This is a genomic window from Streptomyces sp. NPDC091292, assembly GCF_044757265.1.
Lineage (GTDB): Bacteria > Actinomycetota > Actinomycetes > Streptomycetales > Streptomycetaceae > Streptomyces.
Window position 1 is genome coordinate 24,036 of record NZ_JBIVUQ010000014.1, and the last position, 24,809, is coordinate 48,844.

Below are 24,809 nucleotides of genomic sequence, written 5' to 3' on the forward strand. Positions count from 1 at the left end.
GGGCCTCAGACCCTCACTGATGGCCTCAGACCCTCACCTACTGCCCCACCCGCCCCGGCTGCAGCACCTTCGTGAAGAGCACCCCTCCCTCTTCCCGCAGCCGCACCGTCAGCTCGCCGCTGGCGCCGTCGATGTCGACCTCGCCGAAGTACTGCGGCGACTCGGCCGGGGAGACGTTGGCGCGGGTCGGGGCCTTCACGAACGGCTGCTCGGGCCCGAAGGTGCCGTCCAGCTTGACCGCGGGGAAGCCGCCGGCGGCGAGCGGACCGGACACGAACTCCCAGAACGGTGCGAAGTCCTTGAACGCGGCCCGCGCCGGGTCGTAGTGCTGCGCCGATGTGTAGTGCACGTCCGCCGTCAGCCAGACCGTGCCGGTGATGCGCCGGTGCTTGATGTGGCGCAGCAGCTCGGCGATCTGGAGTTCGCGGCCCAGCGGCGCGCCCGGGTCGCCCTGGGCGACCGCCTCGAAGTTGACGGCGCCGTCCGCGACGACCAGGCCCAGCGGCATGTCGGACGCGATCACCTTCCAGGTGGCCCGGGACCGGGACAGCTCCCGCTTGAGCCAGGCCAGTTGCTCGGCGCCGAGGATGCCGTTCGTGTCGTCGGGCTGCCGGTTCGGCGAGTTGGCGTTGCGGTGGGTGCGCATGTCCAGGACGAACACGTCGAGCAGCGGACCGTGCCGCAGCACCCGGTACACGCGGCCCTTGGCGTCGCCGGTGGGCAGCGTCGAGATCGGGAAGTACTCGCCGAACGCGCGCAGGGAGCGCGCCGCGAGAAGGTCGGCGTCCTTCACCGTGTACCGGTCGTCGTCCAGGATCTGACCCGGGTACCAGTTGTTGTGCACCTCGTGGTCGTCCCACTGGATGACCGTCGGCACCTGCGCGTTGAAGCGCCGTACGTTCTCGTCGAGGAGGTTGTAGCGGAACGCGCCGCGGAACTCCGCGAGGCTCTCGGCGACCTTCGACTTCTCCTCGGTGGTGACGTTCCGCCAGATCCGGCCGTCGGGCAGGGTCACCGTCGGCAGGATCGGGTTGTCCGCGTAGATGGTGTCGCCGCTGCACAGGAAGAAGTCCGGGTCGAGGCGGCGCATCTCCTCGTACACGCGGTAGCCGCCCAGGTCCGGGTTGATGCCCCAGCCCTGGCCCGCGATGTCGCCCGACCACAGGAAGCGCACACCGCCGCGCCGGTGCGTGGACGCCGTGCGGAACGTGCCGGGCACCGGCTCGCCCGTGCGGCGCGGGTCGTCGGGGTCGGCGAGCAGCACCCGGTAGTGGATCTGTTCGCCCGACGGCAGCCCGCGCAGCCGGGTCGTACCGGTGAAGTCCGTGCCGGGACCCAGGAGGGGACCGTGCCATCGGGTGGTACGGCGGAACGACTCGGTGGCCGAGGTCTCGACGATCATCCGCGCGGGACGGTCGGAGCGCACCCACACGAGACCCGAGTCCGTGGTCACATCACCGGTCTGGACTCCCCAGCCCGCTTTGGGGCGTCCCGAGAGGGCGAGCGCGGGGGCGGTGACGGTCGCGGGCAGGGCGAGGGCCGCCGACGCGGCCAGGGAACCGCGCAGCACGCTGCGGCGGCCGGGGAGCGGGCTGGGCGGGCGAGGGGACATGGGTACGCCTCCAGTGACGGGTCCGGCCGGCGTGCGGTGCCACACCTGGCGCTGTCACACACCTACTGGTGCGCCGCAGCGCTCACGCGAACCCCAAGTGAACAACTCGCCGTGCCCGTCGGGGAACACGGCACGCGCGCGGGATCACCCACGGGTCACCTCTCCCGGGCAGCCGCGACCAGCAGCCGTACGCCCTCCTGGATCCGCGCGGGCGTCAGATGGGCGTACCCGACGACCAGCGGGACCGATCCGTCGTCCGGTGTCCGCGTCCCGTAGGCCGTCAGCGGCCGGACCGCCACACCGGCCGCGTCCGCGCGCGCGAGGAGCCGTTCCTGCGGCCCGTACCGTGCGGGCAGCCGGACGATGACGTGCAGACCCGCCGCGATCCCGGTCACCTCGGAGCCGGGGAAACCGTCGCGCAGGGCGGCCACCAGGGTGTCGCGGCGCTCCCGGTAAGCGGTGCGGCAGCGCCGCAACTGACGGTCGTAGTCACCGCGCTCCACGAAGTGGGCCAGCGTCTCCTGCTCCAGCGCCGGGTTGCCCAGGTCCATGGTGCGTTTGCGCTCGACGACCTCCTCCGTGAGCCGCGCCGGCACCACCAGCCAGCCCAGCCGCAGCCCGGGTGCCAGGGACTTGCTGACGGACCCCGTGTAGGCGACGTGTTCCGGGTCGAGTCCCTGGAGGGCGCCGACGGGTGAGCGGTCGTAGCGGAAGTCGCCGTCGTAGTCGTCCTCGACGACCAGCCCGTCCACCGACCGTGCCCAGTCGAGGAGTTCGGTACGGCGTCGGGCGGAGTACGCGATGCCCGACGGGAACTGGTGGGCGGGCGTCGTCACCAGGGACCGCACCCCGGACGCCCGCAGTGGCTCCAGGGCGAGTCCTTCGGCGTCCAGCGGCAGTGGCAGGGAGCGGACCCCGGCGGACGCGAACAGCGCGTCGTGTTCCGGACTTCCCGGGTCCTCCACACCGACGGTGTGCTCCCCGCGCGCGTGCAGCACGAATCCCAGCAGGGTCACCCCCTGGGCCACGCCCGAGCACACGACGAGGCGTTCCGGATCGGCGACCACCCCGCGCCTGCGCGTCAGCAGGTCCGCGAGCGCGGTACGCAGCCGGGGGAGTCCGCGCGGATCGGGGTAGCCCAGGGCCCGGTGCGGCAGCCCCGCCAGGACCTCGCGGTAGGCCGACGCCCATCCCGCGCGCGGGAACAGCGACAGATCGGGTGTGCCGGGCACGAAGTCGACGGTCGCACCGGGCGGTCGCGGAGCGCCGTCACGCGCGCGTGGGTGGGCCGCGCGCGCCGCGCCGCCGACCCAGGTGCCCGCTCCGCGGTCGCTGCGGAGATAGCCCTCCGCCGTCAACTGCTCGTACGCCTCCGTGACCAGACCCCGCGACACCGCCAGATCGGCGGCCAGATCACGGCTGGACGGCAGCCGGGTGCCCGGCGCGAGCCGCCCCGACCGCACCGCGTCACGCAGCGCCGCCTGGAGCGCCCGCCCGCGCCCGCGCGCGGGCGCCGATGCCGCGGGCAGCAGCATCTCCCACGCCGTGCTGCCGCTTCCCGGCCCGCCACGCGCCGGCTGATTGGTCCCCGATGACGTCATGGAAGTGGACCTTAAACCGGTCCACGCGCGTCCTTAGCGTCAACCTCATGAACGCCAACTCCGTGCGAGGGTCCCTGTTCGCCGCCCTCGCCTGCATCCTCGTCGGCGGGTCCTTCACCGCCAACAGCGTCCTGGGCACCTACCCGTACGCGGGCGGCCAGTTCCTCCGCTACGGGCTCGCCTGCCTGCTGCTCGTCCCGCTCGTCGGCCGGGGCGGCGCGGCGCCGCTGCGGGCCCTGAACGCGCGCCAATGGGTGCGCCTGGGGCTGCTCGCCGCCGTCGGCATGGTCGGCTTCAACATCGCCGTCATCGCCGCCGAGCGCACCGCCGAACCGGCCGTCCCCGGCGTCTTCGTCGGCTGTGCGCCCGTCGTCGTCGCGGTCCTGGTACCGCTGCTCGACGGCCGCCGCCCGCAGCGCACCGTCCTGTACGGCGCCCTGTTCGTCGCGGCCGGAGCGTGCACCGTCCAGGGCTGGGGCCGTACCGACGCGGCGGGGGTGGCGTTCTCGGTGTGCGCGCTCGCCGGAGAGGTCGGGTTCGCCGTCCTGGCCGTCCCGGTGCTGAGGCCGCTCGGACCGCGACTGCTGTCGGCCACCGTGTGTGCGATCGCCGCCGCCGAGTCGGCGGTCGTCGGTGTGGTCGTCGACGGCGGCGACTGGCTGCGCCGCCCCGACACGCCGGAGACCGTCGCCCTGCTGTGGCAGGCGGCGATCGTCACCGTCATCGGCTTCGTCTGCTGGTACATCGGCATGCAGCGGATCGGCGCGGAGCGCGCCACGCTGTTCTCCGGGCTCATCCCCGTCGCCGCGGCCTGCACGGCGCCGCTCGTCGGCGCGGGCGGCTACGGCCCGGCACAGGCCGTCGGCAGCGCCCTGGTGGGAGCGGGCGTCGCGGTGGGTTCCGGGGTGCTGGGCGGGCGGCCACGGGGCCGTCACCTGCCCGGTGGGCGGATGTCTCGCGGCGGGCGGTCAGCGGCTCGTGTCGAGGATGACGCGCGCGACGAGAGCGGGGTCGTCGTTCATGGGCACATGCCCGCAGTCGGGCAGCCGCACCAGCCGGGCGCCGGGAATCGCCTGCTTGGCCCGGATCCCCTGACGGCGCAGCAGGATCCGGTCGTGGGTGCCCCAGGCCACGGTGACCGGGATCTCGGGGATGTCGTCCGTGAAGCGCACGTCCCGGCCGGCCGCGAGGGTCGGGTAGAACCCGGTGGCGCTCCGCAGGGCGAGCGTCTCGGCGACGGCGGCCTCGGGTGAACGGCGCCCCGGCCGGGCGTAGATCGTGCTCGTCAGCGCGGTGCGCCCGGCCGCCGTCCGGGCGAGCCCCCTGATCGCCGGAAGGGGCAGCAGACGCGCGCCCCGGCGCATCGCGAGCAGCGTCCCGAACGCGTACCGGCGCTCGCTCTCCGTCCAGAACCCGGCCGGGGACAGGGCCGTCACGGAACGGACCAGCTTCTCGCGGCCCAGTTCCAGGGCCAGGAGACCGCCGAGCGAATTGCCCACGACATGCGGCCGTTCGATGTCCAGCGCGGCGCAGAGCGCCCCGAGGACCGGCACCACGGTCGTCAGGTCGTACCCGAGACCGTCCGGCAGGGCCGGTGACGCGCCGAAGCCGGGCAGGTCCACGGCGATCACGTCCCGCTCGGCCGCCAGCGCGGGGATCACCGGGTCCCACGCCTGGCGGTGGTGGCCGATGCCGTGCAGCAGGAGCAGCGGTTCACCGCTGCCCACGCGCGCGTAGGAGAGCGACACCGTCCGCGGGCCGAGCGGGGAATCGACGGTGAGGGAGACCGTGTCGGACATGCTGCTGCTCCTCGGACAGGGCGCGCGGTGGACGCGGCGGACGGACGGCCGACAGGGGGTGGGCGTGAGGGGGTGAGCGTGAGTAGACAGCTTGTCAGCAATAGCTACCGACGGGTAGACCCCGGTGGCGAGTTCGCGTACGGGAAGTGGACACCGCGCGATGCGTCCGGTGGGATGGACGGGTGGCAACCGACATCGCGACCGAGGTCTTCGAGGAGCACAGAGGCGTTCTGATGGGCGTCGCCTACCGCATGCTGGGCCGGATGGCCGACGCGGAGGACGTCGTCCAGGAGACCTGGCTGCGCTGGGCGGGCGCCGACCGGGAACCGGTCCGCGACCCGCGCGCGTTCCTCGTGCGAACCACCACCCGCCTCGCGATCGACCGGCTCCGCCAGGTCCAGGCGCGCCGCGAGGCATACGTGGGGCCGTGGCTGCCCGAACCGATGGTCACCGACTTCGGCCCGGTCGCGCCGGACACCGCCGAGCGGGCCGTGCTCGCCGACTCCGTCTCGTTCGCCGTCATGGTCGTCCTGGAGTCGCTGTCGCCGCTGGAGCGCGCGGTGTTCGTGCTCCGGGAGGCGTTCGGGTACCCGTTCGCGGAGATCGCCACGACGCTCGAACGCGGCGAGCCCGCCGTACGGAAACTGGCCGCCCGCGCGCGGCAGCACGTCGAGGAGCGCAGGCCGCGCTATCGCGTCGACCCGGACGAACGCCGCGACCTCACCGAACGGTTCCTCGCCGCGGCCACGAGCGGTGACCTGGACGGCCTGATGACCCTGCTCGCGGCGGACGTCAGCCTGGTCAGCGATACCGACGGCAAGGCCAGGGCGCCGCTGCGGATCATCGAGTCGGCGGCCAAGGTGAGCCGTTTCCTGCACGGCGTTGCCGAGAAGGGCGCGGCGGAACTCACTTTCCGCGTCCTCGAACTCAACGGCGGTGTCGCGGTCCTGGCCCTCGACGGCGAGAAACCGGACTCCGTGTTCCAGTTCGATGTGGTCGACGGTCACATCCAGCGCATGTACCTCATCCGCAACCCCGACAAGATGCCGACCCTCGGGTGAGGCTTGATCACTCCGGTGCGTGAGACCTTCTGGATCCGGCAAAGTCTCCGCCCCGGCCCCGCCGCGCCCGTGCCCCGCTCGCGCCATGTGACGGGCGCCTTACGCGCGCGTGTGCTGCACGAACGTCGCGTGAACGCTCCCGGGCAACGGGCCCGGGGGCCCTGCAACCGTTCCAGGATTGGTCTTGACCAACTGTGGGGACCGGCCTATCGTCGCAGAGATAGTGCAGGAACCTTTAATAAACAAGGGCGCTTAAAACGCTGCCGGGACACGGCGATTGCGGAGGACAGGGTGGGGACCACGCAGCTCGAATCGGTGCCGGAGCCCAAGTACTGGCACCTCAAGACCGTGCTCACCGAGGCACTGGACTCGGAGTTCGCGGTGGGAGAGATCCTGCCCAACGAACGGGACCTCGCCGCGCGCTTCGGCGTCGCGCGGGCCACCCTCCGCCAGGCCCTCGAACAGCTCGAACTCGAAGGGCGCCTCCAGCGCCGCCGGGGCGTCGGCACCACCGTCGCGCCCCCGCGCATGGGCGTGGCCGTCGGCTCCGTCGACCAGGACTGGCCCGGCGCCCTCGGTGACGCCTGGCAGACCGCCGACTGCGAGACCGCCGCCGCTCCCGCCGCCGTCGCCAGGATGCTGGAGACCCCCGGCGGCGAGGCCGTGCACGTCGTCCGCCGCAGCCGTGTGTCGCACGGGCAGCCCGTGGCGGCCGAGCTGCTGTACATCCCCGAGTCCTCGGTGCCCGACCTGTCGGCGATCAACGCGCCCTCGCCGAGCGCACGCGCGCGTGCCGTGCTCCGGGAACTCCAGCGCCTCGGTCTCGAAGGCCAGGACCGCGCCGTCGAACTGGGCTCGGCCCGCGCCGACGACGCCAAGGAACTCGACCGGCTGCCCGGCTCGCCCGTCCTGGTGGTCACCACCCGGTACTTCGCCGAGGGCCGCACCGCGGCCGTCTCCGTGGCGACCTACCGCGCGGACACCTGCCGGCTCACCTTCGGGGACTCCGGCGGCGTCGAAATACACCACGGTCCCGAGCGCCAGGCATCCTGACCCCGCCTCCTGACCCGCCTACGGGCCCGGACCCGCCTTCGGGCCCCGGAGCCCGTCCAGCGGTTCCGCAACCCGCCTACGGGCCCCGGACACGACGGCGCGGCGCTCACCGCCGCGCCGTCACCGTGCTCTCCACCGCGAACAGCTCCTCCTCGACATGGTCGAGCGCCAGCCGCAGCGCCCCCGTCGCGATGGCGGCCTCGCCGAGCATCGACAGGGCCACCCGCGGCGGCCGGAGACAGTAGCGGGCCAACTCGCCGCGCAGCGGCTCCAGTACGCCGTCCAGACCGGCCGCCCAACCGCCCACGACGACCAGCTCGGGATCCAGCGCGAGAACCAGCACCGCCACATCGTGCACCAGCCGCTGGATGAAGCGGTCCAGGGCCGCCTGGGCCCGCGCGTCACCCTTGCGCGCGTGCGCGAACACCTCGGCGACGGCCTGTTCGTCCAGCGGGTGCAGCGGCTTGTCCGTCGTCGACAGCAGCGTCTCCGGCGTCGCCTCACGGCCCAGCAGATGCAGCGCGCCGATCTCGCCCGCCGCACCGCCGAACCCCCGGTGCAGCCGCCCGCCGATCAGCGACCCCGCACCGGGGCTGAGACCGGCCAGGACGAACACCATGTCGTCGGACCCGGTCGCCGCGCCCTTCCAGTGCTCGGCCACCGCAGCCGCGTTGGCGTCGTTCTCCACGAGGACCGGGCAGCGGAACGACCGGCGCAGCCGCTCACCCAGGTCCAGCCCCGTCCACCCCGGCAGGGCCGTACCGAGCCGTACCGTCCCGTCGGCCTCCACGATCCCCGGGCTGCCGACACCGACCGCACGCAGCGAACTGCGGGCCACGCCCGCACGGCGCAGCAGATCCGCGACGGCCACCCGCAACCGGTCGAGCCGTTCGTCCGCCGACGCCGTCTCGGAGACCGCCTTGGAAGCCGTGCCGAGGAAGGTGCCGTCCAGATCGGCCAGCACGGCGGCGACCCGGTGCGGCCCGATCTCCAGGCCCAGCAGATGCCCCGCCTCGGCGCGGAACCGGAACCTGCGGGCCGGGCGCCCCTGGCGCCGCGCCGCGCCCTCCTCGGCGGCCGTCTCGACCACGAGACCGGCCTCGATGAGCCCTTCGACCACGCCTTCGACCGTGGGCCGCGACAGCCCCGTCACACGAGTCACCTCGGTGAGCGTCGCGTAGTCCGTGGCCCGCAACGCGTGCAGCACCACGGCGGAATTGATCCGCCGCAGCAGAGAGGGATCCCCGCCGGTCAGCCGCCCCAACGTCCGTCCTCCCCGCCTGTGCGCATGGCCCGGATCGTACTCGGCACCGGACGACTACGGCGAGTGTCCGGCGAGGTCGTGACCATGTCGAATCCGGGGCGTGTCCCCGGCGCCACGCGGATCCGGAATCCGGGCCAAGCCCCTCGGTAATCCGCGCCACGCCCTTCGGCAATCCGGGCCACGCCCTTCACCCGGGCGAGACGAAACCCGACTCGTAGGCCGCGATCACCGCCTGCGTACGGTCCCGGGCCCCCAGCTTGGCCAGGACGGCGCTCACATGCGACTTGACCGTCTCGGTGCCCACGATCAGCCGGGCGGCGATCTCCGCGTTGGACAGGCCCCGCGTCATCAGCCGCAGCACGTCCGCCTCGCGATCCGTCAGCGCGGCCCGGTCCAGGGCCTCGCGGGCCGCCGGATCGCCGTACTCCCTGCCGTGCTCGGCGGCCAGCCTCCGCACCGCCGCCGGGAACAGCAGCGAATCGCCCTGCGCGACCAGGCGCACCGCGTTCACGATCTCCACCGGCCTGGCCCGCTTCAGCAGGAAGCCGTCGGCGCCCGCGCGCAGCGCCTCGTACACGTACTCGTCGTTCTCGAACGTCGTCACCACCAGGATCTTCGGTGGGTCGGCCACCGTGCGCAGCACCGCGCGCGTGGCCTCGATGCCGTCCATGAGGGGCATCCGCACGTCCATCGCCACCACGTCCGGACGCAGACTCCGCACCAGCGGGATCACGGCGGCCCCGTCCGCCGCCTCGCCGACGACCTCGATGTCCGGCTGCGCCTCCAGCACGGCCCGCAGGCCCGCGCGTACGAGAGGTTCGTCGTCGACCAGGAGGACGGTGAGAGGCATTCGGCCAGCGTAGAGGAGCCGCCAGGCGCGGCCCGGAGTCAGGTCAGGGGCAGTTCGACATGGACCCGCCACTCGCCGCCGTCGGGTCCCGTGCGGGCCCGGCCGCCGAGCAGGGCGGCGCGCTCCCGGATGCCACGCAGCCCACTGCCGCGCCCCGACGTCCCCGACGTCCCGGCCGGTTCGCCGGCGGACAGATCGCGCGCCGCGTCGACGCCCAGCGGATTCCGTACGTCGATCTCCACGCGCGCGTGGTGCACGGTCACCCTGACCTCCACGGTGACCCGGCCCGCGTGCCGGAGCACATTCGTGAGGGACTCCTGGAGCATCCGGTAGCCCTCACGGGACACCGGTCCCGGCACCCGCTCCAGGGGCCCCGACACGTCGACGTCCAGCTTGGCGCCCGACGCGCGCGCGGAGTCCAGGAGCCGATCGGCGTCGGCGAGCGTGGGGCGCGCACTCGCGGGCCGCTCGGTCTCACGCAGCACGATCAGCACCCGCTCCAGCTCCTCCAGGGCGGCCCGTCCGGTCTCCTCGATCGCGCCCAGCGCCCGGTCCGTGAACGCCGGGTCGCCCGACGCGCGCGCGGCGCCCGCCTGGACCACCGCGACCGTCAGGGCGTGGCCGATGGAGTCGTGCAGTTCATGGGCGATCCTGTTGCGCTCCAGGAGGCGTTCCGTGCGCTCCTCCAGGGCCGCGAGCCGTTCGGCGGGCGAGGTCCCCAGAAGCCGGCGGGCCGCGGCGGCCATGCCCGCACCTGTGAGCGTGACGAACGCCATCATCGCCGCGAGCGGAACGGGATCAGAAGGGCCGCCAGCCAGGGTGTGGCCGGGGCCCGGAGCAGGACGCCTTCGGTCAGCGGATCGCCGACAGCCCCGCCGATCAGCGCCAGGGTGGTGGCCATGAACTGGCTGCACGTCAGGGCCACCGCACAGCCGACCTCCAGCCGCAGCACCATCCACACCGCGGTCCGCGCCCCGTCACGCCACGACGCCGACGGCGCGGCGCTGATACCCGGATCCGACCCGTCGCCGTCCCTCCCCCGCGCGCGGGAGCCCGGGAACAGCATCAGCCGCGCCTGAAGCCCCTCCGCGCGCCGCATCACCGGAATCAGCGCCACCGCCGTGACCATGGGAACCGGCAGGGCCGCGATCAGCGCCCAGCGCGCGGGACTCGGGCTGTCGAGCCCCGGGTAGACCATGGCGCACACGAAGGCGAAGACCGACGCCACCAGCATGTGCAGCCAGCGCGTGTACGTCACGGCGCGCAGCAGCGGACGCAGGAGGCGCGGCACACGGCCGATGAGGCGGGACATACCCGTCATCGTGCCAGCACCCCGGAGCGCCTGATTCCCCCGCGCGGGGGAGACGATCTCCGCCCACGGGGGAGGACCGCGGGGCCGTCGGCCCGCGAGCCTGGGCCCATGACCAGCATCGACGTGAAAGACCTGACCAAGGAGTACGGGACGACCCGGGCCGTGGACCGGCTGACCTTCTCCGTCCTGCCGGGCCGGGTCACCGGATTCCTCGGCCCGAACGGCGCCGGCAAGTCCACCACCATGCGGCTCGTGCTCGGCCTCGACCGGCCCACCAGCGGCACGGCCACGCTCGGCGGGCGCCCCTACGCGGCCCTCGACGAACCCCTGCGCCAGGTCGGCGCCCTGCTGGACGCCCAGGCCGCACACGGCTCCCGTACCGCGTACCACCACCTCCTCGCCCTCGCCGTCAGCAACCGCATCCCCGCGCGCAGGGTCGACGAGGTCCTGGACGAGACCGGACTCGCCTCGGTCGCCCGGCGCCGCATTAAGACGTTCTCGCTCGGGATGCGCCAGCGCCTCGGCATCGCCGCCGCCCTGCTCGGCGACCCCGCTGTCGTGCTCCTGGACGAGCCCTCCAACGGCCTCGATCCGGAAGGCATCATCTGGATCCGCGAGACACTGCGCCGCCTCGCGCGCGAAGGGCGCACCGTTCTCGTCTCCAGCCATCTCATGAACGAGACCGCCACGTTCGCCGACCACCTGGTCGTCCTGGGCCGGGGCAGGCTCCTCGCCGACACACCGCTGCCGGAGTTCCTCGCCGCGCACACCGCGCCCCGCGCGCGTGTACGCACCACGGAGCCGGAACGCCTGCGGGCCGTCCTGGCCCGGGGAGGCCACCAGATGCTGCCCGACGTGGACGGCAAGTGGCTCGTCGACGGGGTGAAGGCCGAGGAGATCGGCGCCATCGCCGCGCGCGAGGGCATCCCCGTCCTCGGACTCTCCGACGACCAGGCGTCGTTGGAGCAGGCGTATCTCGCGCTCACCGCCGACGACGTCGAGTTCGCGGCAGCCACCACCACTCCCCAGGAGGTCTGACGATGTCCACCAGCGCGGTTCTGCGCTCCGAGTGGATCAAGGTCCGCTCGGTGCGCGCCAGCTTCGGTTCGCTGATCGCGGTCTTCGCCGTCACGGTCGGCATCACCCTGATCGTGTTCCCCACGGTGGGTCAGGCCGAGGCCGAGAGCGGCGGCGGTGACCCGGTGCTCGCCGCCTTCTACACCCTCAACTTCGCGCAGATCGCGGCCATCTCCTTCGGCGCCACCGCCGTCTCGTCCGAGTACCTGAACCACGCCCTGCGCGTCTCGCTCTGGGCCGTCCCGAAACGCGGCCTGTGGTACGGCACCAAGATGGCCGTCATCGGCGGCGCCGCGCTCGCCGTGGGGCTCCTCACCTCGTTGGCGAGCTTCCTCACCGGGCAGGCCTTCATGGGGGAGTACGCCATCGGGCTCGGTGAACCGGGCGCCCTGCGCGCGTGCTTCGGCGGCGGGATCTACCTCGCGCTCATGGCGCTGTTCGCCGCGGGGCTCACCGTGCTGCTGCGCAGCGGCGTGGCCGTGCTGAGCCTGCTCATCCCGTTCACACTGATCGTCTCGTTCGTCGTCGGCGACGTCGCGGGAGGCGCCGCGAGATACCTACCCGATCGGGCCGGGCGTCAGGTGCTGTACCAGAATGCGCCGGGGGCGCCCGGACCCTGGACCGGACTCGCGGTCCTGGCGCTCTGGGCAGGGGCGGCGCTGCTGGCCGGATGGTGGGCGATTCGCCGCCGCGACGCGTGAGTTCGGGCGGGGCGCGTGGGTGACCCGCCGCCAATTGTCAGTGGGGGCGGCTTTACTGGAGAGCATGAGCACCGCACAGCACCTCGCCACGATCGATCTGCTGTGCTCCCGGGAACTCCCCGCGGAGCACGGCGGAGCGGTCGATGGCGTCGGCGGTTCCGGGGGGCCGGGGTACTTCGTGGTCGACCTCACCGGCCGGGACGGGCGGGGCGACGAGGACGGCGGGGCGTACGCGGTCGCCGAGGAGCAGGCGTACGCGGACCGGGACGCGCTCGCCGTGCTGCTCACCGAGCGGATCGGGGACCCGGACCACATCGGGCTCCAGGGCATCTTCCTGCGCGCCGCCGACACCGAGGCGGGCACGGAGCCCGACGGGGCGATACCCGAGCCGTGGGCGACGCTCAGCGCACCGAGCGGCGACGCCCTGATATGGCGGACAGCCGACCGCTGGCTGGTTCTGGCGATCACCCGCAGGGACCCGGAATCACCGATCCGCTTCCTGGCCGCGGTGACGGACATCGACCCACCATGACGGCGCCCGGGACCCACGGCACGGGACCACCAGGGCTCGACGGACCACGGCACAGGCAGGCCCGGCATCAACGGCCCCGGCATCAACAGACCGCCACATCACCGGCCCACACCCTCGAACTCCGCCCTGGTCACCGCGTACACCCGCACCCGCCGCCCGCACGACGGGTCGACCAGTTCCCGGTCCAGGCGCATGCCCAGCTTGGACATGACGCGCTCCGATGCGCCGTTGTCCTCCTGGGCGACGCTGACGATCCGGTCCAGGCCCCGGTCCGCCAGCCCGAAGCGGAGCGCCGCGAGGGCCGCCTCGGTGGCGAGCCCCCGCCCCCAGAAGGCGCGGCCGAGGCGCCAGCCGATCTCGACGGAAGGGAGCAGTTGGGGAAGGTAGTCGGGGACCGAGAGGCCCGTGAAGCCGACGAGTTGTCCCGTCTCCCGGAGTTCGACGGCGAAGAGGCCGAAGCCCTGGGTGTCCCAGGCCCGCTCCATCGCCTCGACACCGGCGCGGGTCTGCTCGGGGGAGCGGACCGAACCGTTGCCGATCCAGCGCATCACCACGGGGTCGCCGCTGATCGCTGCCAGGGGAGCGATGTCCTCGGGGCGCCAGCGGCGTAGCACCAGCCGGGATGTCGTGATCATGCGGCCATGATGACTTCCGGCGGTACGGCGTACCAAGCCCTCGGCAGCCGCCGTACCCCTGTGGGATCTTGAAGGACCAACCGGCCCAGGAGGAGTGCATGACCGACAGCGGTGGATCGCGTCAGGGTGACGGGATCGCGAGCGATGTCGCGCACAACGCGCGCGTGTGGAACTACTGGCTCGGCGGCAAGGACCACTACCTGGTGGACGAACAGGTCGGCGACCACGTCACGTCCCTGTACCCGGCCATTGGCGAAGTGGCGCGCGCCGACCGGGCGTTCCTCGGCCGCGCCGTGACCCATCTGACCGCCGACCTCGGCATCCGGCAGTTCCTCGACATCGGCACGGGTCTGCCGACCGTCGAGAACACCCACGAGGTGGCCCAGCGCATCGCCCCCGACGCCCGCGTCGTCTACGTGGACAACGACCCGCTCGTGCTCCTCCACGCGCGTGCCCTGCTCACCAGTACGCCGGAGGGCGCCACCAGTTACGTCGACGCCGACGCGCGGGACCCGGACCGCATCCTCGCGGGCGCCGCCGGCACCCTGGACCTGGACCGGCCGGTCGCCGTCATGATGCTGGGCATCCTCAACTTCGTCCTCGACACCGACGAGGCCCGCTCCCTCGTCCGCCGCCTCCTGGCCGCCGTACCGCCCGGCAGCCACCTCGTGCTCACCCACCCCACGCTCGAACTGGGCGGCGAGGGCAACGCCGACGCGATGCGCTTCTGGAACGAGAACGCGACACCGCCCCTCACCGCCCGCAGCCGCGCCGAGGTCGAGAGCTTCCTTGAGGGTCTTGAGCTGCTGGAGCCTGGGCTCGTGTCCTGCGCCCACTGGCGACCCGACCCCGACCCCGACCCCGGCGGTGGGCCGCAGCCCCCGCAGGTCGCCCAGTTCGGCGCGGTCGCCCGCAAGCCCTGACCCGTACTCCCACAGTCGACCAGTCCACGCGCGCGAGGCGCCCGTACCGACTACTCCGCAGCCGCCACCCGCAGGCGCCCGTACTCCTCCGCCATCGTCGCGGCCGTCCAGTGCGCGTTCAGGCCGCTGGGGTTGGGGAGGACCCAGACGCGACTGCCGCCGATCGTCGCGTCGCGCGGGCCGATCGTGGCCCGGCGGTCGTCGAAGGCGGCGCGGAACGCGGTGACGCCCACCACGGCGAGCCAGCGCGGGCGCAGCCGCGCGACCTTCGCGGTCAGCAGGCGCCCGCCCTCGCGGTACTCGCCGGGCGTCAACTCGTCGGCGCGGGCGGTCGGGCGGGCCACCACATTGGTGATGCCGAGCCCGTACGACAGCAACTCGTCCTGCTCCGACGGCCGCAGGAGCCGGGGTGTGAAGCCGGACAGGTGCAGGACCGGCCAGAAGCGGTTGCCGGGGCGGGCGAAGTGGTGGCCCGTCGCCGCCGTCATCAGGCCAGGGTTGATCCCGCAGAACAGGACACGCAGGCCGTCGGCGCTGATGTCCGGCACCAGCCGGTCCCGTGCGGCCTCCAGTTCGGCGGCGCTGAACCGCGCCGTCAGAGGATCGCCCCCGGCGTGTACCCCGCGGCCTCCGGATGCCGCTTCGCGATCTCCTCGACCCGGGCGACGACGGCCGCCACCTGGTCGCCGGCCGCGCCCGTGAAGGACAGCTTGTCCGCCATCAGCGCGTCGAGCTGCGCACGGTCCAGCGGAATCCGGTCGTCCGCGGCGAGCTTGTCGAGCAGTTCGTTGCGCTCGGCGCCCTGCTCGCGCATGGCCAGCGCGGACGCGACCGCGTTCTCCTTGATCGCCTCGTGCGCCAGCTCACGGCCGACACCCGCCCGTACGGCACCCATGAGCACCTTCGTGGTGGCGAGGAACGGCAGATAGCGGTCCAGCTCCCGCGCGACGACGGCGGGGAAGGCGCCGAACTCGTCGAGCACCGTCAGGAACGTCTCCAGGAGCCCGTCGAGAGCGAAGAACGCGTCGGGCAGCGCGACCCGGCGGACCACCGAGCAGGAGACGTCGCCCTCGTTCCACTGGTCGCCCGCCAGTTCGCCGGTCATGGACGCGTAACCCCGCAGGATCACCATCAGACCGTTCACGCGCTCGCAGGACCGGGTGTTCATCTTGTGGGGCATCGCCGACGAGCCGACCTGGCCCGGCTTGAAGCCCTCGGTGACCAGTTCGTGGCCCGCCATCAGCCGGATCGTCTTCGCGAGCGACGACGGCGCCGCGGCGACCTGGACGAGCGCGGTGACGACCTCGTAGTCCAGGGAGCGCGGGTAGACCTGGCCGACCGAGGTGAACGCCTGCGAGAAACCCAGGTGCGCGGCGATGCGCTGCTCAAGATCGGCGAGCTTCGCCGCGTCGCCACCGAGCAGGTCGAGCATGTCCTGCGCGGTGCCCACCGGGCCCTTGATGCCGCGCAGCGGATAGCGGGCCAGCAGCTCATCGACCCGTCCGTACGCCACGAGGAGTTCGTCGGCGGCCGTCGCGAAGCGCTTGCCCAGCGTGGTGGCCTGCGCGGCGACGTTGTGCGAGCGGCCCGCCATGACCAGCTCGCCGTACTCGCCCGCGAGCTTGCCGAGGCGGGCGAGGACCGCGACCGTGCGGTCACGCATCAGCTCCAGGGATCGCCGGATCTGAAGCTGCTCGACGTTCTCCGTGAGGTCCCGCGAGGTCATGCCCTTGTGGACGTGCTCATGACCTGCGAGGGCGTTGAACTCCTCGATCCGGGCCTTCACGTCATGGCGCGTGACCTTCTCGCGCTCGGCGATCGAGGCGAGGTCGACGTCGTCCAGCACGCGCGCGTAGTCGTCGAGCGCCGCGTCCGGTACGTCGATCCCGAGGTCCTTCTGGGCGCGCAGTACGGCGAGCCACAGCTGACGCTCCAGCCGTACCTTCTGCTCGGGCGACCACAGGGTGGCCAGCTCGGCGGAGGCATAGCGACCGGCCAGGACGTTGGGGATACGGGGCTTCGCAGGCGCAGGAGTCACGTGGACGGATTCTACTGTCGATTCGCGCAGGCCAGCGCCATGGGTCCGTTCGTCGGAACCTACGAGGACCGACAGCTACGAGGACCGACGCCTACCAGGACCGACACCTACACGTCCTGCGACAACCCCTCGTACGGCAGCAGCTCCGGTCGTTTGGCCGGGCGGCCGTCGCCCGACGAGCGGCCCGTGAGCCGGCGCCCGATCCACGGCACGAGATGCTGCCGGGCGAAGCGGACGTCGGCGGTCCGGCGGGCGGCCCAGCTCGGGGCCGGTGCCGGGGCGAGCGGCGCCCGCCAGTCGTCCTCGGGCGGGTGCCCGAGCGCCTGCCAGACCGCCTCGGCGACCCGGCGGTGCCCCTCGCCGGTGAGGTGCAGCCGGTCCACGTCCCAGAGCCGTTGATCGCCGAGTACGGGAGCCCCGTACAGGTCCACGACGACCGCGCCGTGCCGGGCCGCCAGCGCGTCGACGCAGGCGAACAGCTCCTCCATGCGGGGGCGGAACCGTTTCAGGACGGGACCCTGGCGTCCGGGGCTGCGCATCAGGACCAGCCGCTCGCAGCTCGGCGCGAGGCGTTCGACGGCCTCTTCCAGGAGGGCGCGGACCCGGCCCATGTCGCACTGGGGCCGGAGCGTGTCGTTCAGCCCGCCCACCAGCGTCACCACGTCGGCCCGCATCGCCGCCGCCGTGGCGATCTGCTCGTCCACGATCTGGCCGATGAGCTTGCCCCTGACGGCGAGATTCGCGTACCGGAAGCCGGGCGTCCGGGCGGCCATGCGGGCCGCCAGAAGGTCCGCCCAGCCACGGTACGAGCCGTCCGGCAGCCGGTCCGACATGCCCTCGGTGAAGCTGTCGCCGACCGCGACGAGACTGGTGTAGTTGGCATTGATCTCCATGGCGGGAGCGATCGTATCGCGGTCGGATCCCGAGGCACCCGGGCCCGGCCACCCACCGCGACGCCCCCCCGCTCACCCACCACGCCCGCCCCGCGACCCCCCGCGCCCCACCGTCTACGCAGGCTGGCCGAACAGCTCCCGCAGGACGTCCTCCATGGTCACCAGACCCGCGAGCTTCCCGTCCGAGCCGATGACCGCCGCGAGATGCGTACGGCTGCGGCGCATCGCCGTGAGGACGTCGTCCAGGGGCGTCGTCGCGCGGATCCGGGCGATCGGGCGCATGTCGCGGATCTGGAAGGGCAGGTCGCGGGGCATCGCGTCGAGGGCGTCCTTCACATGCAGATAGCCCACGATCCGCTGCCCGTCGTCCACCACGGGGAAGCGCGAGAACCCGGACTCGGTCGACAGCCGCTCCAGATGCTCGGGCGTGACGCCCAGGTGCGCGTAGACCACGCGTTCGACGGGCAGCACCACGTCGTTGACCGGGCGGCGGCCCAGCTCAAGGGCGTCGTGAAGGCGCTCCTGCGCGCGGCCGTCGATCAGCCCGGCGTCACCGGAGTCCTTGACGAGCCGCGCGAGTTCGTCGTCCGAGAAGGTCGCGGTGACCTCGTCCTTGACCTCCACGCGCAGCAGCCGGAGCAGCCCGTTGGCGAAGGCGTTCACCGTGAAGATCACCGGACGCAGGGCGCGCGCCAGGGCGACCAGCGGCGGCCCCAGGATCAGCGCGCTGCGCACCGGCTCGGCGAGCGAGATGTTCTTCGGGATCATCTCGCCGAGCAGCATGTGCAGATACGTGGCCACGGCCAGCGCGATCACGAACGAGATCGGGTGGATCACACCGTCCGGCACGCCCACCGCGTGGAACACGGGTTCCAGCAGATGCGCGATGGCGGGCTCGGCGACCACACCGAGCACCAGCGTGCACAGGGTGATACCGAGCTGAGCGGCGGCCAGCAGCGCCGACACGTGCTCCAGGCCCCACAGCACACTGCGGGCCCGCCGGTCGCCCTCCTCGGCGTGCGGCTCGATCTGGCTGCGGCGCACCGAGATCAGGGCGAACTCGGCGCCGACGAAGAAGGCGTTCGCGACCAGGGTCGCCAGGCCGATCAGCAACTGGACGGCGATCATCGCTCCTCCTCCGCCCCGACCGGGGTGACAGGTTCGTGCAGCAGCAGGCGGGCCGCGCGGCGTCCGCTCGCGTCCACGACGTCGAGCCGCCAGCCGGCCACCTCGACGGTGTCGCCCGCCGCCGGGATACGCCCCAGCTCGGTGGCGACCAGACCGGCCAGCGTCTCGTACGGGCCGTCAGGGACGCGCAGGCCCATGCGGGCTAGCTGGTCCATCCGGGCCGAGCCGTCCGCCGAGTACAGCGTGCGGCCGTCGTCGTCCGCTCCCGCGGGGGCCAGATCGGGGGTCTCGTGCGGGTCGTGTTCGTCCCGTACCTCGCCGACGACCTCCTCGACGATGTCCTCCAGCGTCGCGACCCCGGCGGTGCCGCCGTACTCGTCGATGACGACGGCCATCGTCCGCTTGCCGGACAGCCGGTCCAGGAGGCGTTCGACGGTCAGGGACTCGGGGACCAGCAGCGGCTCGCGCATCAGTCCGGAGACCCGCTCACGGCGGCGCCGCTCGGCGGGTACCGCGAGGACGTCCTTGATGTGCACGACACCGACGACCGTGTCGAGATTGCCCTGGTACACGGGGAACCGCGAGAGCCCGGTGGCGCGGGTCGCGTTCGCCACGTCCTCGCAGGTCGCCTGCGCTTCCAGGGCCATGACCTGGACGCGCGGCGTCATCACGTTCTCGGCGGTGAGGTCGGCGAGGTTCAGGGTGCGGACGAAGAGTTCCGCGGTGTCGGCCTCCAGCGCGCCCGCCTTCGCGGAGTGCCGGGCCAGGGCCACCAGCTCCTGCGGTCCGCGCGCCGACGCCAGCTCCTCTGCGGGTTCGAGGCCCATACGGCGCACCGCGTGGTTGGCGGTGTTGTTCAGATGGCTGATGAAGGGGCGGAAGGCCGTGGTGAACAGGCGCTGCGGGGTCGCGACCCGTTTGGCGACGGCCAGCGGCGAGGAGATCGCCCAGTTCTTCGGCACCAGCTCGCCGACGACCATCAGGAAAACGGTCGACAGTGCGGTACCCAGGACGAGGGCCACGGTGCTCGCCGCCGAGCCGGGTATGCCGAGGCTCTCCAGCGGGCCCGCGATGAGCTTCGCGATGGACGGCTCCGAGAGCATGCCGACGACGAGGTTGGTGACGGTGATCCCGAGCTGCGCCCCGGACAGCTGGAAGGTGAGGTTCCGGACGGCCTTGAGCGCACCGGCCGCGCCGCGCTCGCCGCGCTCCACGGCCTGTTCCAGGTCGCCGCGCTCGACGGTGGTGAGCGAGAACTCCGCCGCGACGAAGGCTCCGCAGGCCAGCGAGAGCAGAACCGCCACGGCGAGCAGGAGCACTTCGGTCATCGGGTCACCTCCGTCCCATGATCATGCAGGGACGTACGGAACGCGCGATGTCGACTACTGGGAGGCTCGCCCATGGACGGACGCTCACACCTTTCACAAAGAACCGGAGAACTCGTCTCACGGAGAATGGGAGAACAGGGGTGCGACTATGGTAAAGGACCCGCAAAGCAACGCGACCCGACCCGACCTCCACGGGGGCCCCAAGGGTCCCGTCCGGCCGCCGTCTATCCGTCCAGGTGCTTCACCCAGCGCCGCCACTGCTCCTCCGGAGCGTATCCGGCCGCCCGCCACGCGTGCTGCGCGCTCTCGTTCCGCTTCAGGACCATCGCGTCGCCCCGGCGCCCACCGATGCGGGCGAACCGCGCCTCGGCCGCCGCGAGCAGCGCGGAGCCCACGCCCCTGCGCCGGTGGTCGGGGTGCACGGCGAGCCGGTACAGGTGACAGCGCCAGCCGTCGAATCCGGCGATCACGGTCCCGGTGAGTACGCCGTCACGCTCCGCGAGCAGCAGGGCATCGGGGTCGCGTGCGATGAGCCGGGCCACACCGGCCGGGTCGTCGCTGATGCTCGTGCCCTCCGCGGCCTCGCGCCAGAACCGCAGGACGGCGTCGACGTCGGAGGGGGCGGCGGGGCGGACGTGGAGATCGCTCATGCGGGGAGCCAAGCAGAGAGCGCGTCCTTCCGGCGAACGATTTCGGAGCGACCACCGCCCCGGAGTGACCCCCGCCCCGGATCGACCCCGGCGCCGCATCGGCGGCGCGCCTCACTCGGCGGGATGCAGGAGCGTGCCGTGGAGATGCAGCGCCCGCAGCGCCGTCTCCATGGCGAACCGCCTTTCGGGATTGTCGAGTTGGTCCCCGAAGTGCGCTTCCAGATTGCGCAGCCGGTAGCGGACGGTCTGGGCGTGGACGCCGAGCGCGTCGCCCACCTGTTCCGCGGTGCCGCGGGTGGTGAGCCAGGCGTGCAGGGTCTCGACCAGACGGGCCCTGCGGTTCCCGGACGCGCCGTTCAGCGGGGCCAGTTCGCGGGCGGCGACCTCGGTGAGCAGGGCCGGGTCGGACAGCAGCCAGAGCGTGACCAGGTGGTCGGCGCAGTCGAGGACGGGCGCGGCGGCAACGATGTCCTCGTCCACGAGTTGCAGGATGCGCCGGGCCCAGCGCAGCGAGTCGGCGGCCTGGGCGGTCGGGACGGTGAGGCCGTAGGCGACCTGGGTCCCGGCGACCGCGGTCTCCAGCATGGTGCGGCGCTCGGGGGTGAGCGGCCCGGGGACGAGCAGGTGGGGCTGCGGGACACCGAGGTCGGCGAGGACGTCGTGGTCGAGGCCTGCCTGGACGAACTCGGGGGCCGGCGCCCGCAGGGCGACCAGGGTGACCTCGTCGGGCAGCGGCCAACCGGTCTGGTCGCACAGCTCGCTCAGCGTGGCCTGCGGCAGAGGAGTGCCCGCGAGGAGCAGATGGAGGAGGCGTCTTCGTAACGCCTCGCCCGCCGAACCCGCGCGGGACTGCACTTCGAGATAGCCCTCGCGGGACAGCGCCTCCAGCTCCTCGACGTAGGCGAAGAGCGAGTCGGCGAAGGTGAGCAGCAGAGTGGGGGAGAGGTCGTAGCGGCGGCCGATGGACTTGGCCCGGCGCAGCGCGACGCGGGCGCCGAGCCGGTACGCGCCCTGGAGCGTGTCCAGGTCCCGGCCCTCGTACGCCTCGACCCGGCCGAAGGTGCGCAGGAGTTCGTCGCGGAGCGTGGTGGACGACCCCGGATCGGCGACGCGGTCCACGAAGGCGGACAGGCTCTGTTCGAAGCCCTGTCGGATGGCGGTGGCGTTGGGGCCGTTGAGCAGTTGGGCGTACTCCGGGTAGGCGCGGGTGACCTCGACCCGGATCTCCTTGAGCAGTCCGGGCAGTTCGGGTCGCATGATCGCCGCGAATTCCCGGGGAAGGGGACCCAGGGGCTCGTCCATGTCCGACGACTGCACGGGCAGAGGCATACCAGATCCTTGCTCTCGGGGCGCCCGGTGGGGGTGGTCTGCGGCACCGCCGGTCTGCCCGCGCGAGGGGGTGTGCGCCGGGTGTGCTGATGTGGCGGTTCCGTGGCCGTCAGGTGCGTACCTTTGGGACCACCCGAAGCTAGAACAACTGCCCTGTGATGTATACCACTTGCTTCGGCATTGACCGGAAAGCGCTTGTCGTCAGGGGGTCTTGGCGCCGGGAAGCGGAGGGATCGCGGGCGGGCAGCCGGGCGTTCCGACTCCGCCGGGGGAGCACACGGTGGCTTGATTCATGGTGATGAGGTTGCCGGGTCCGCTGATCGAGGCCGTGAACAGGGGGCTCACGTCCTCGCCCTTCGTGCCGCAGCCGGTGAACGAGGGGATGTCCACGGCGCCGGTCAGCAGGCCGCCGATGAGGACGTTGGTGTAGCGGCCGGTGGTCGAGGTGAAGTCACCGCGCAGGGTCACCCGGAACGGCTTCGACGTACGGCAGTTCGGGCCGACGTCCAGCGGCGTGCCGTTCACCTTCACGTCGTGGAGGCGCAGTGACTGGAAGAAGGTCACCACCGCGAAGGGCTCGGCGTTCGGAAAGACGTCGATCGTGCCCGTGGAGATGGTGATGGGCGTCGTCTCGAACTCCACCGCGGCCGTCACGGGGGTGAACCCGAAGCCCAGGAACGTGGACCGGGAGTCCGGCAGGTCGAGGGCGCCGAGCGAGTCGAAGCGGACATAGAACGGACCGGCGCTGCGGGTTGTCGACTGCATGTTCGCGCGCACGTTCATGAGGGCCGGTTCCCGCTCGGGATCATTGATGATCATCGAGCCGTTCAGTTTGCGCACGCTGCCCAGGCCCACCGCGTAGGCACACACGGGCACACCCGGCAGCTTGAACGGAGGGTTCAGGACCGTGCCCGGCCGGGGCTCCGGGAGCTGGCTCAGGTCCAGGTCGCCGGTCGGCTGCTCGGCAGGGCAGGTCTCCGCGCCGCGCGGTCCGTCCTCGTCCGGTGCCACGTCGATCCCGTCGCGTCCCGCGCCACCGTCCCCGGGCGTCGCACCGGACGCGGAGGAGCCCGGAGCGCTCGGCGACCCGTCGCCCGGGACGGCGACCCGCGCGAACGCGGCCTGATCGGGGTCGGACGGTTCGCAGGTCAGGGTGGCGGTGGAGCCGTCCGCCGGGGCGCCGTCGACCGTGGGCGTCACCGTCAGGGTGAGCCCGCCGGCGGCCAGTTCGATGTCTCCGGGGGAGCCCACCGTGATCGTCGGCACCTCGCCGCTGTGCCCGAGCCGCAACTCCTCCTCGGCCGCCGGAGTCTCCGTCTGCGCCGTGAGCCGGGACCACGTGGCTTCGGCCGTGTCGTCGTTCTGCCGGACCTGGACGCCGAGTGTCGCCTCGCCGGACAGGCCGGTCGTGCCCGTCGGGAACCTCGGGGCCAGCTCGGCGTACGGCACCCTCGCCTCGACCCGTACGGGTCCGGGCTGGATCGGCTTGCCGACCGTGGCCGCCGAGGGCAGTGAGGTGGCGATCTCCACGGTGATACGCAGCTTCTCGGCGCCGGCAGCCGCCCCCGCGCCGGGCGCGTTCCCCGTAGCGGAGCCGGTCGCCGCGCCGGAGTCGGCACCCGCGCCGGAGTCCGTCCCGTCGGAAGCCGACGGCTCCGGCGACGCCCCCGGGGGCAGCACGCACGCATAGGCGATCACGACCGGCGCCGGAGCCTCTTCCGCGCGGGAACCCGGGCCCGACAGCAGGCCGGCGACGAGCGCGACCGAGGCGACCGACGCGATCCGCCAGGTACGGGCGGCTCCGGTGCGGCTGCCGGTGACGGTCTCTCGTTCCACGTTCATCTGCCCTTTCTCGTCGGGCTCTTGCGGGTGCGGCTGATCGCTGGTCGCGGGTGCTGGTCGCGCGGTGCCGGCGGGGAACGCCGTCGGGCCCGCCGCCGAGCGGTGGCTCGGTGGCGGGCCGCGGGCGTGGCCCGGGGTTACCGGGTCACGGCGAGGAGATCGTCTGGTTCGCCGTCAGGACGTAGTCCCCGACGAAGTTCGCCTTGTCGCCCGGGTTGATCAGACCGAGGCAGTTGGCGTTGGAACCCGCGGCCAGGGTGCCGCCGCCGGTGACGTGCAGGGTGCGGTTGCTGTTCTGGTACCAGCCGGTCACGCTGCCCGAGAAGGTGGCGACACAGGAGAAGCCGGTGATCGTCGCGCGGATACCGGTGATGGTGCCGTTCGCGCGGTCCGTCCCGGTCATCGTGTCGAGGTTGATCTTCCACGGGTACGAGGTGCTGTCGGGGGTGACGGTGAAGTCGATGCCGGCCACATTGCAGGTGTTGAAGGTGATCGACGTGATGTCGCCGATGCCGGTGCCGGGGTTCGATCCTGCCTTGAGGGTGCCCTTGGCCTGCGAGGAGTTGCACGTCAGCTGAGCCGCGGGCACGGTCAGGGTCGGGTTGACGGCGTTCGCCGTGAACGCGCCGCCCGGCGTGATGGTGAAGTTGGCCTGCGCGGTGGCCGAGGCCGACGAGATGGACAGGCCGAGGGCCGCGGCGAGTGCGGCGGTGGCGATCACGGTCTTTCTGGCGATACTGCGCACGATGTATCCCTCCAGGGATGTGTCGCGTACGTGAGTGGGAAATCCGCTCGGTTGGGGGTCCGGGCTGGGAGTACGGCTCGTTCCACGCGGACGTCGCAGAAGGTGGGACTGCGGCCTTGTCCGTCGCCTGCCGAAGGACGTTACGAGTAAGTAACCTCGCGCCGCAATGGGAACGCAGCAGAATCACGAAGGGTATGAGCGGACTGTCTTGTTCCTGGCATCCGCTTAGCGAAACCGGGGTCGGTTCTTATCGGCTCGTGAGCAGTTCTCCCACGGGGACACGGATTGCTCACCGAATGAGTGGGTGGACCCGCCAGTTACTCATCCGACGACAAATCCGTGTCCTGTGAAAATGCCGTGAACGAGCCCATTGCCGCCAGGTGTTTCCCGTCAGTAACGTCCCTGGCCGACGACTCCCGACTCTGCACTTCCGACC

General features: G+C 72.3%; 21 protein-coding genes and 2 pseudogenes. 7 read left to right on the forward strand and 16 right to left on the reverse strand.

Going from position 1 to position 24,809, the window contains the following annotated elements; all coding sequences use genetic code 11:
* Nucleotides 1-37: 37 nt before the first annotated feature.
* Both ACIQNU_RS30320 and ACIQNU_RS30325 read right to left on the reverse strand, forming a co-directional pair.
* Nucleotides 38-1,612: an alkaline phosphatase D family protein gene (locus ACIQNU_RS30320; protein WP_401372489.1), complete on the reverse strand. Its 1,575-nt coding sequence runs from the start codon at nucleotides 1,610-1,612 to the stop codon at nucleotides 38-40.
* Between the two features lie 155 nt (nucleotides 1,613-1,767).
* On the reverse strand, nucleotides 1,768-3,213 hold the full coding sequence (locus ACIQNU_RS30325; RefSeq protein WP_401372490.1) for a PLP-dependent aminotransferase family protein: 1,446 nt from the start codon (nucleotides 3,211-3,213) through the stop codon (nucleotides 1,768-1,770).
* A 47-nt stretch (nucleotides 3,214-3,260) separates the two neighbouring features.
* On the opposite strand from ACIQNU_RS30325, the pseudogene ACIQNU_RS30330 reads away from it, so the two are divergent.
* Nucleotides 3,261-4,097: pseudogene (locus tag ACIQNU_RS30330) on the forward strand (DMT family transporter); the annotation flags it as partial.
* Nucleotides 4,098-4,181: 84 nt separating this feature from the next.
* Here the strand turns inward: ACIQNU_RS30330 and ACIQNU_RS30335 are convergent.
* Complete coding sequence (locus ACIQNU_RS30335) at nucleotides 4,182-5,012, reverse strand: alpha/beta fold hydrolase (protein WP_401372492.1); 831 nt, start codon at nucleotides 5,010-5,012, stop codon at nucleotides 4,182-4,184.
* A 182-nt stretch (nucleotides 5,013-5,194) separates the two neighbouring features.
* On the opposite strand from ACIQNU_RS30335, the gene ACIQNU_RS30340 reads away from it, so the two are divergent.
* Nucleotides 5,195-6,073, forward strand: coding sequence for an RNA polymerase sigma-70 factor (locus ACIQNU_RS30340; protein ID WP_401372494.1), 879 nt, complete (start codon nucleotides 5,195-5,197; stop codon nucleotides 6,071-6,073).
* Nucleotides 6,074-6,364: 291 nt separating this feature from the next.
* Nucleotides 6,365-7,126: a GntR family transcriptional regulator gene (locus tag ACIQNU_RS30345; protein WP_401372496.1), complete on the forward strand. Its 762-nt coding sequence runs from the start codon at nucleotides 6,365-6,367 to the stop codon at nucleotides 7,124-7,126.
* 106 nt (nucleotides 7,127-7,232) lie between these two features.
* Here the strand turns inward: ACIQNU_RS30345 and ACIQNU_RS30350 are convergent, their stop codons facing one another.
* The 3 genes and pseudogenes from ACIQNU_RS30350 to ACIQNU_RS30360 form a co-directional block, all read right to left on the reverse strand.
* A complete protein-coding gene (locus ACIQNU_RS30350) occupies nucleotides 7,233-8,390 on the reverse strand; it encodes an ROK family transcriptional regulator (protein WP_401372497.1) in 1,158 nt (385 codons plus the stop codon).
* Between the two features lie 187 nt (nucleotides 8,391-8,577).
* A complete protein-coding gene (locus ACIQNU_RS30355) occupies nucleotides 8,578-9,240 on the reverse strand; it encodes a response regulator (protein ID WP_401372499.1) in 663 nt (220 codons plus the stop codon).
* Between the two features lie 38 nt (nucleotides 9,241-9,278).
* Nucleotides 9,279-10,531: pseudogene (locus ACIQNU_RS30360) on the reverse strand (sensor histidine kinase).
* A gap of 129 nt (nucleotides 10,532-10,660) precedes the next feature.
* On the opposite strand from ACIQNU_RS30360, the gene ACIQNU_RS30365 reads away from it, so the two are divergent.
* From ACIQNU_RS30365 to ACIQNU_RS30375, 3 genes are all read left to right on the forward strand, one after another.
* Nucleotides 10,661-11,590: an ATP-binding cassette domain-containing protein gene (locus ACIQNU_RS30365; protein ID WP_401372501.1), complete on the forward strand. Its 930-nt coding sequence runs from the start codon at nucleotides 10,661-10,663 to the stop codon at nucleotides 11,588-11,590.
* A 2-nt stretch (nucleotides 11,591-11,592) separates the two neighbouring features.
* Nucleotides 11,593-12,330, forward strand: coding sequence for an ABC transporter permease (locus tag ACIQNU_RS30370; RefSeq protein WP_401372503.1), 738 nt, complete (start codon nucleotides 11,593-11,595; stop codon nucleotides 12,328-12,330).
* Nucleotides 12,331-12,394: 64 nt separating this feature from the next.
* Complete coding sequence (locus ACIQNU_RS30375; protein ID WP_401372505.1) at nucleotides 12,395-12,862, forward strand: hypothetical protein; 468 nt, start codon at nucleotides 12,395-12,397, stop codon at nucleotides 12,860-12,862.
* 98 nt (nucleotides 12,863-12,960) lie between these two features.
* Here ACIQNU_RS30375 and ACIQNU_RS30380 read toward each other — a convergent pair whose 3' ends face one another.
* Nucleotides 12,961-13,497, reverse strand: coding sequence for a GNAT family N-acetyltransferase (locus tag ACIQNU_RS30380; protein WP_401372506.1), 537 nt, complete (start codon nucleotides 13,495-13,497; stop codon nucleotides 12,961-12,963).
* 98 nt (nucleotides 13,498-13,595) lie between these two features.
* Here ACIQNU_RS30380 and ACIQNU_RS30385 point away from each other — a divergent pair, with 98 nt between their 5' ends.
* A complete protein-coding gene (locus ACIQNU_RS30385; RefSeq protein ID WP_401372508.1) occupies nucleotides 13,596-14,420 on the forward strand; it encodes an SAM-dependent methyltransferase in 825 nt (274 codons plus the stop codon).
* 50 nt (nucleotides 14,421-14,470) lie between these two features.
* Here the strand turns inward: ACIQNU_RS30385 and mug are convergent, their stop codons facing one another.
* From mug to ACIQNU_RS30430, 9 genes are all read right to left on the reverse strand, one after another.
* Nucleotides 14,471-14,971: a G/U mismatch-specific DNA glycosylase gene (mug, locus tag ACIQNU_RS30390; RefSeq protein ID WP_401372844.1), complete on the reverse strand. Its 501-nt coding sequence runs from the start codon at nucleotides 14,969-14,971 to the stop codon at nucleotides 14,471-14,473.
* Nucleotides 14,972-15,015: 44 nt separating this feature from the next.
* Entirely contained in the window at nucleotides 15,016-16,458 is a 1,443-nt protein-coding gene (gene purB / locus ACIQNU_RS30395) for an adenylosuccinate lyase (RefSeq protein ID WP_401372509.1), read from the reverse strand.
* Nucleotides 16,459-16,565: 107 nt separating this feature from the next.
* Nucleotides 16,566-17,351 (reverse strand): SGNH/GDSL hydrolase family protein, encoded by a 786-nt coding sequence (locus ACIQNU_RS30400; RefSeq protein ID WP_401372510.1) that lies wholly within the window; start codon nucleotides 17,349-17,351, stop codon nucleotides 16,566-16,568.
* A 114-nt stretch (nucleotides 17,352-17,465) separates the two neighbouring features.
* Entirely contained in the window at nucleotides 17,466-18,479 is a 1,014-nt protein-coding gene (locus tag ACIQNU_RS30405) for a hemolysin family protein (protein WP_401372511.1), read from the reverse strand.
* Nucleotides 18,476-19,807, reverse strand: a complete 1,332-nt coding sequence (locus ACIQNU_RS30410) for a hemolysin family protein (protein WP_401372512.1) — start codon at nucleotides 19,805-19,807, stop codon at nucleotides 18,476-18,478. The genes ACIQNU_RS30405 and ACIQNU_RS30410 overlap by 4 nt, the downstream gene beginning before the upstream one ends.
* Nucleotides 19,808-20,031: 224 nt before the next feature.
* Nucleotides 20,032-20,457 (reverse strand): GNAT family N-acetyltransferase, encoded by a 426-nt coding sequence (locus ACIQNU_RS30415; RefSeq protein ID WP_401372513.1) that lies wholly within the window; start codon nucleotides 20,455-20,457, stop codon nucleotides 20,032-20,034.
* Nucleotides 20,458-20,568: 111 nt separating this feature from the next.
* Nucleotides 20,569-21,786: a helix-turn-helix domain-containing protein gene (locus tag ACIQNU_RS30420; protein ID WP_401372515.1), complete on the reverse strand. Its 1,218-nt coding sequence runs from the start codon at nucleotides 21,784-21,786 to the stop codon at nucleotides 20,569-20,571.
* A 201-nt stretch (nucleotides 21,787-21,987) separates the two neighbouring features.
* Entirely contained in the window at nucleotides 21,988-23,628 is a 1,641-nt protein-coding gene (locus ACIQNU_RS30425) for a DUF6801 domain-containing protein (RefSeq protein WP_401372516.1), read from the reverse strand.
* Nucleotides 23,629-23,773: 145 nt separating this feature from the next.
* A complete protein-coding gene (locus ACIQNU_RS30430; RefSeq protein WP_401372518.1) occupies nucleotides 23,774-24,373 on the reverse strand; it encodes a hypothetical protein in 600 nt (199 codons plus the stop codon).
* Nucleotides 24,374-24,809 lie beyond the last annotated feature (436 nt).

Coding starts and splice junctions, on each gene's coding strand:
- ACIQNU_RS30320 (WP_401372489.1), bottom strand. CDS start 1,612: ATGTCCCCTCGCCCGCCCAGCCCGCTCCCCGGCCGCCGCAGCGTGCTG.
- ACIQNU_RS30325 (WP_401372490.1), bottom strand. CDS start 3,213: ATGACGTCATCGGGGACCAATCAGCCGGCGCGTGGCGGGCCGGGAAGC.
- ACIQNU_RS30335 (WP_401372492.1), bottom strand. CDS start 5,012: ATGTCCGACACGGTCTCCCTCACCGTCGATTCCCCGCTCGGCCCGCGG.
- ACIQNU_RS30355 (WP_401372499.1), bottom strand. CDS start 9,240: ATGCCTCTCACCGTCCTCCTGGTCGACGACGAACCTCTCGTACGCGCG.
- ACIQNU_RS30365 (WP_401372501.1), top strand. CDS start 10,661: ATGACCAGCATCGACGTGAAAGACCTGACCAAGGAGTACGGGACGACC.
- ACIQNU_RS30370 (WP_401372503.1), top strand. CDS start 11,593: ATGTCCACCAGCGCGGTTCTGCGCTCCGAGTGGATCAAGGTCCGCTCG.
- ACIQNU_RS30375 (WP_401372505.1), top strand. CDS start 12,395: ATGAGCACCGCACAGCACCTCGCCACGATCGATCTGCTGTGCTCCCGG.
- ACIQNU_RS30380 (WP_401372506.1), bottom strand. CDS start 13,497: ATGATCACGACATCCCGGCTGGTGCTACGCCGCTGGCGCCCCGAGGAC.
- ACIQNU_RS30385 (WP_401372508.1), top strand. CDS start 13,596: ATGACCGACAGCGGTGGATCGCGTCAGGGTGACGGGATCGCGAGCGAT.
- ACIQNU_RS30400 (WP_401372510.1), bottom strand. CDS start 17,351: ATGGAGATCAATGCCAACTACACCAGTCTCGTCGCGGTCGGCGACAGC.
- ACIQNU_RS30405 (WP_401372511.1), bottom strand. CDS start 18,479: ATGATCGCCGTCCAGTTGCTGATCGGCCTGGCGACCCTGGTCGCGAAC.
- ACIQNU_RS30410 (WP_401372512.1), bottom strand. CDS start 19,807: ATGACCGAAGTGCTCCTGCTCGCCGTGGCGGTTCTGCTCTCGCTGGCC.
- ACIQNU_RS30415 (WP_401372513.1), bottom strand. CDS start 20,457: ATGAGCGATCTCCACGTCCGCCCCGCCGCCCCCTCCGACGTCGACGCC.
- ACIQNU_RS30420 (WP_401372515.1), bottom strand. CDS start 21,786: ATGCCTCTGCCCGTGCAGTCGTCGGACATGGACGAGCCCCTGGGTCCC.
- ACIQNU_RS30425 (WP_401372516.1), bottom strand. CDS start 23,628: ATGAACGTGGAACGAGAGACCGTCACCGGCAGCCGCACCGGAGCCGCC.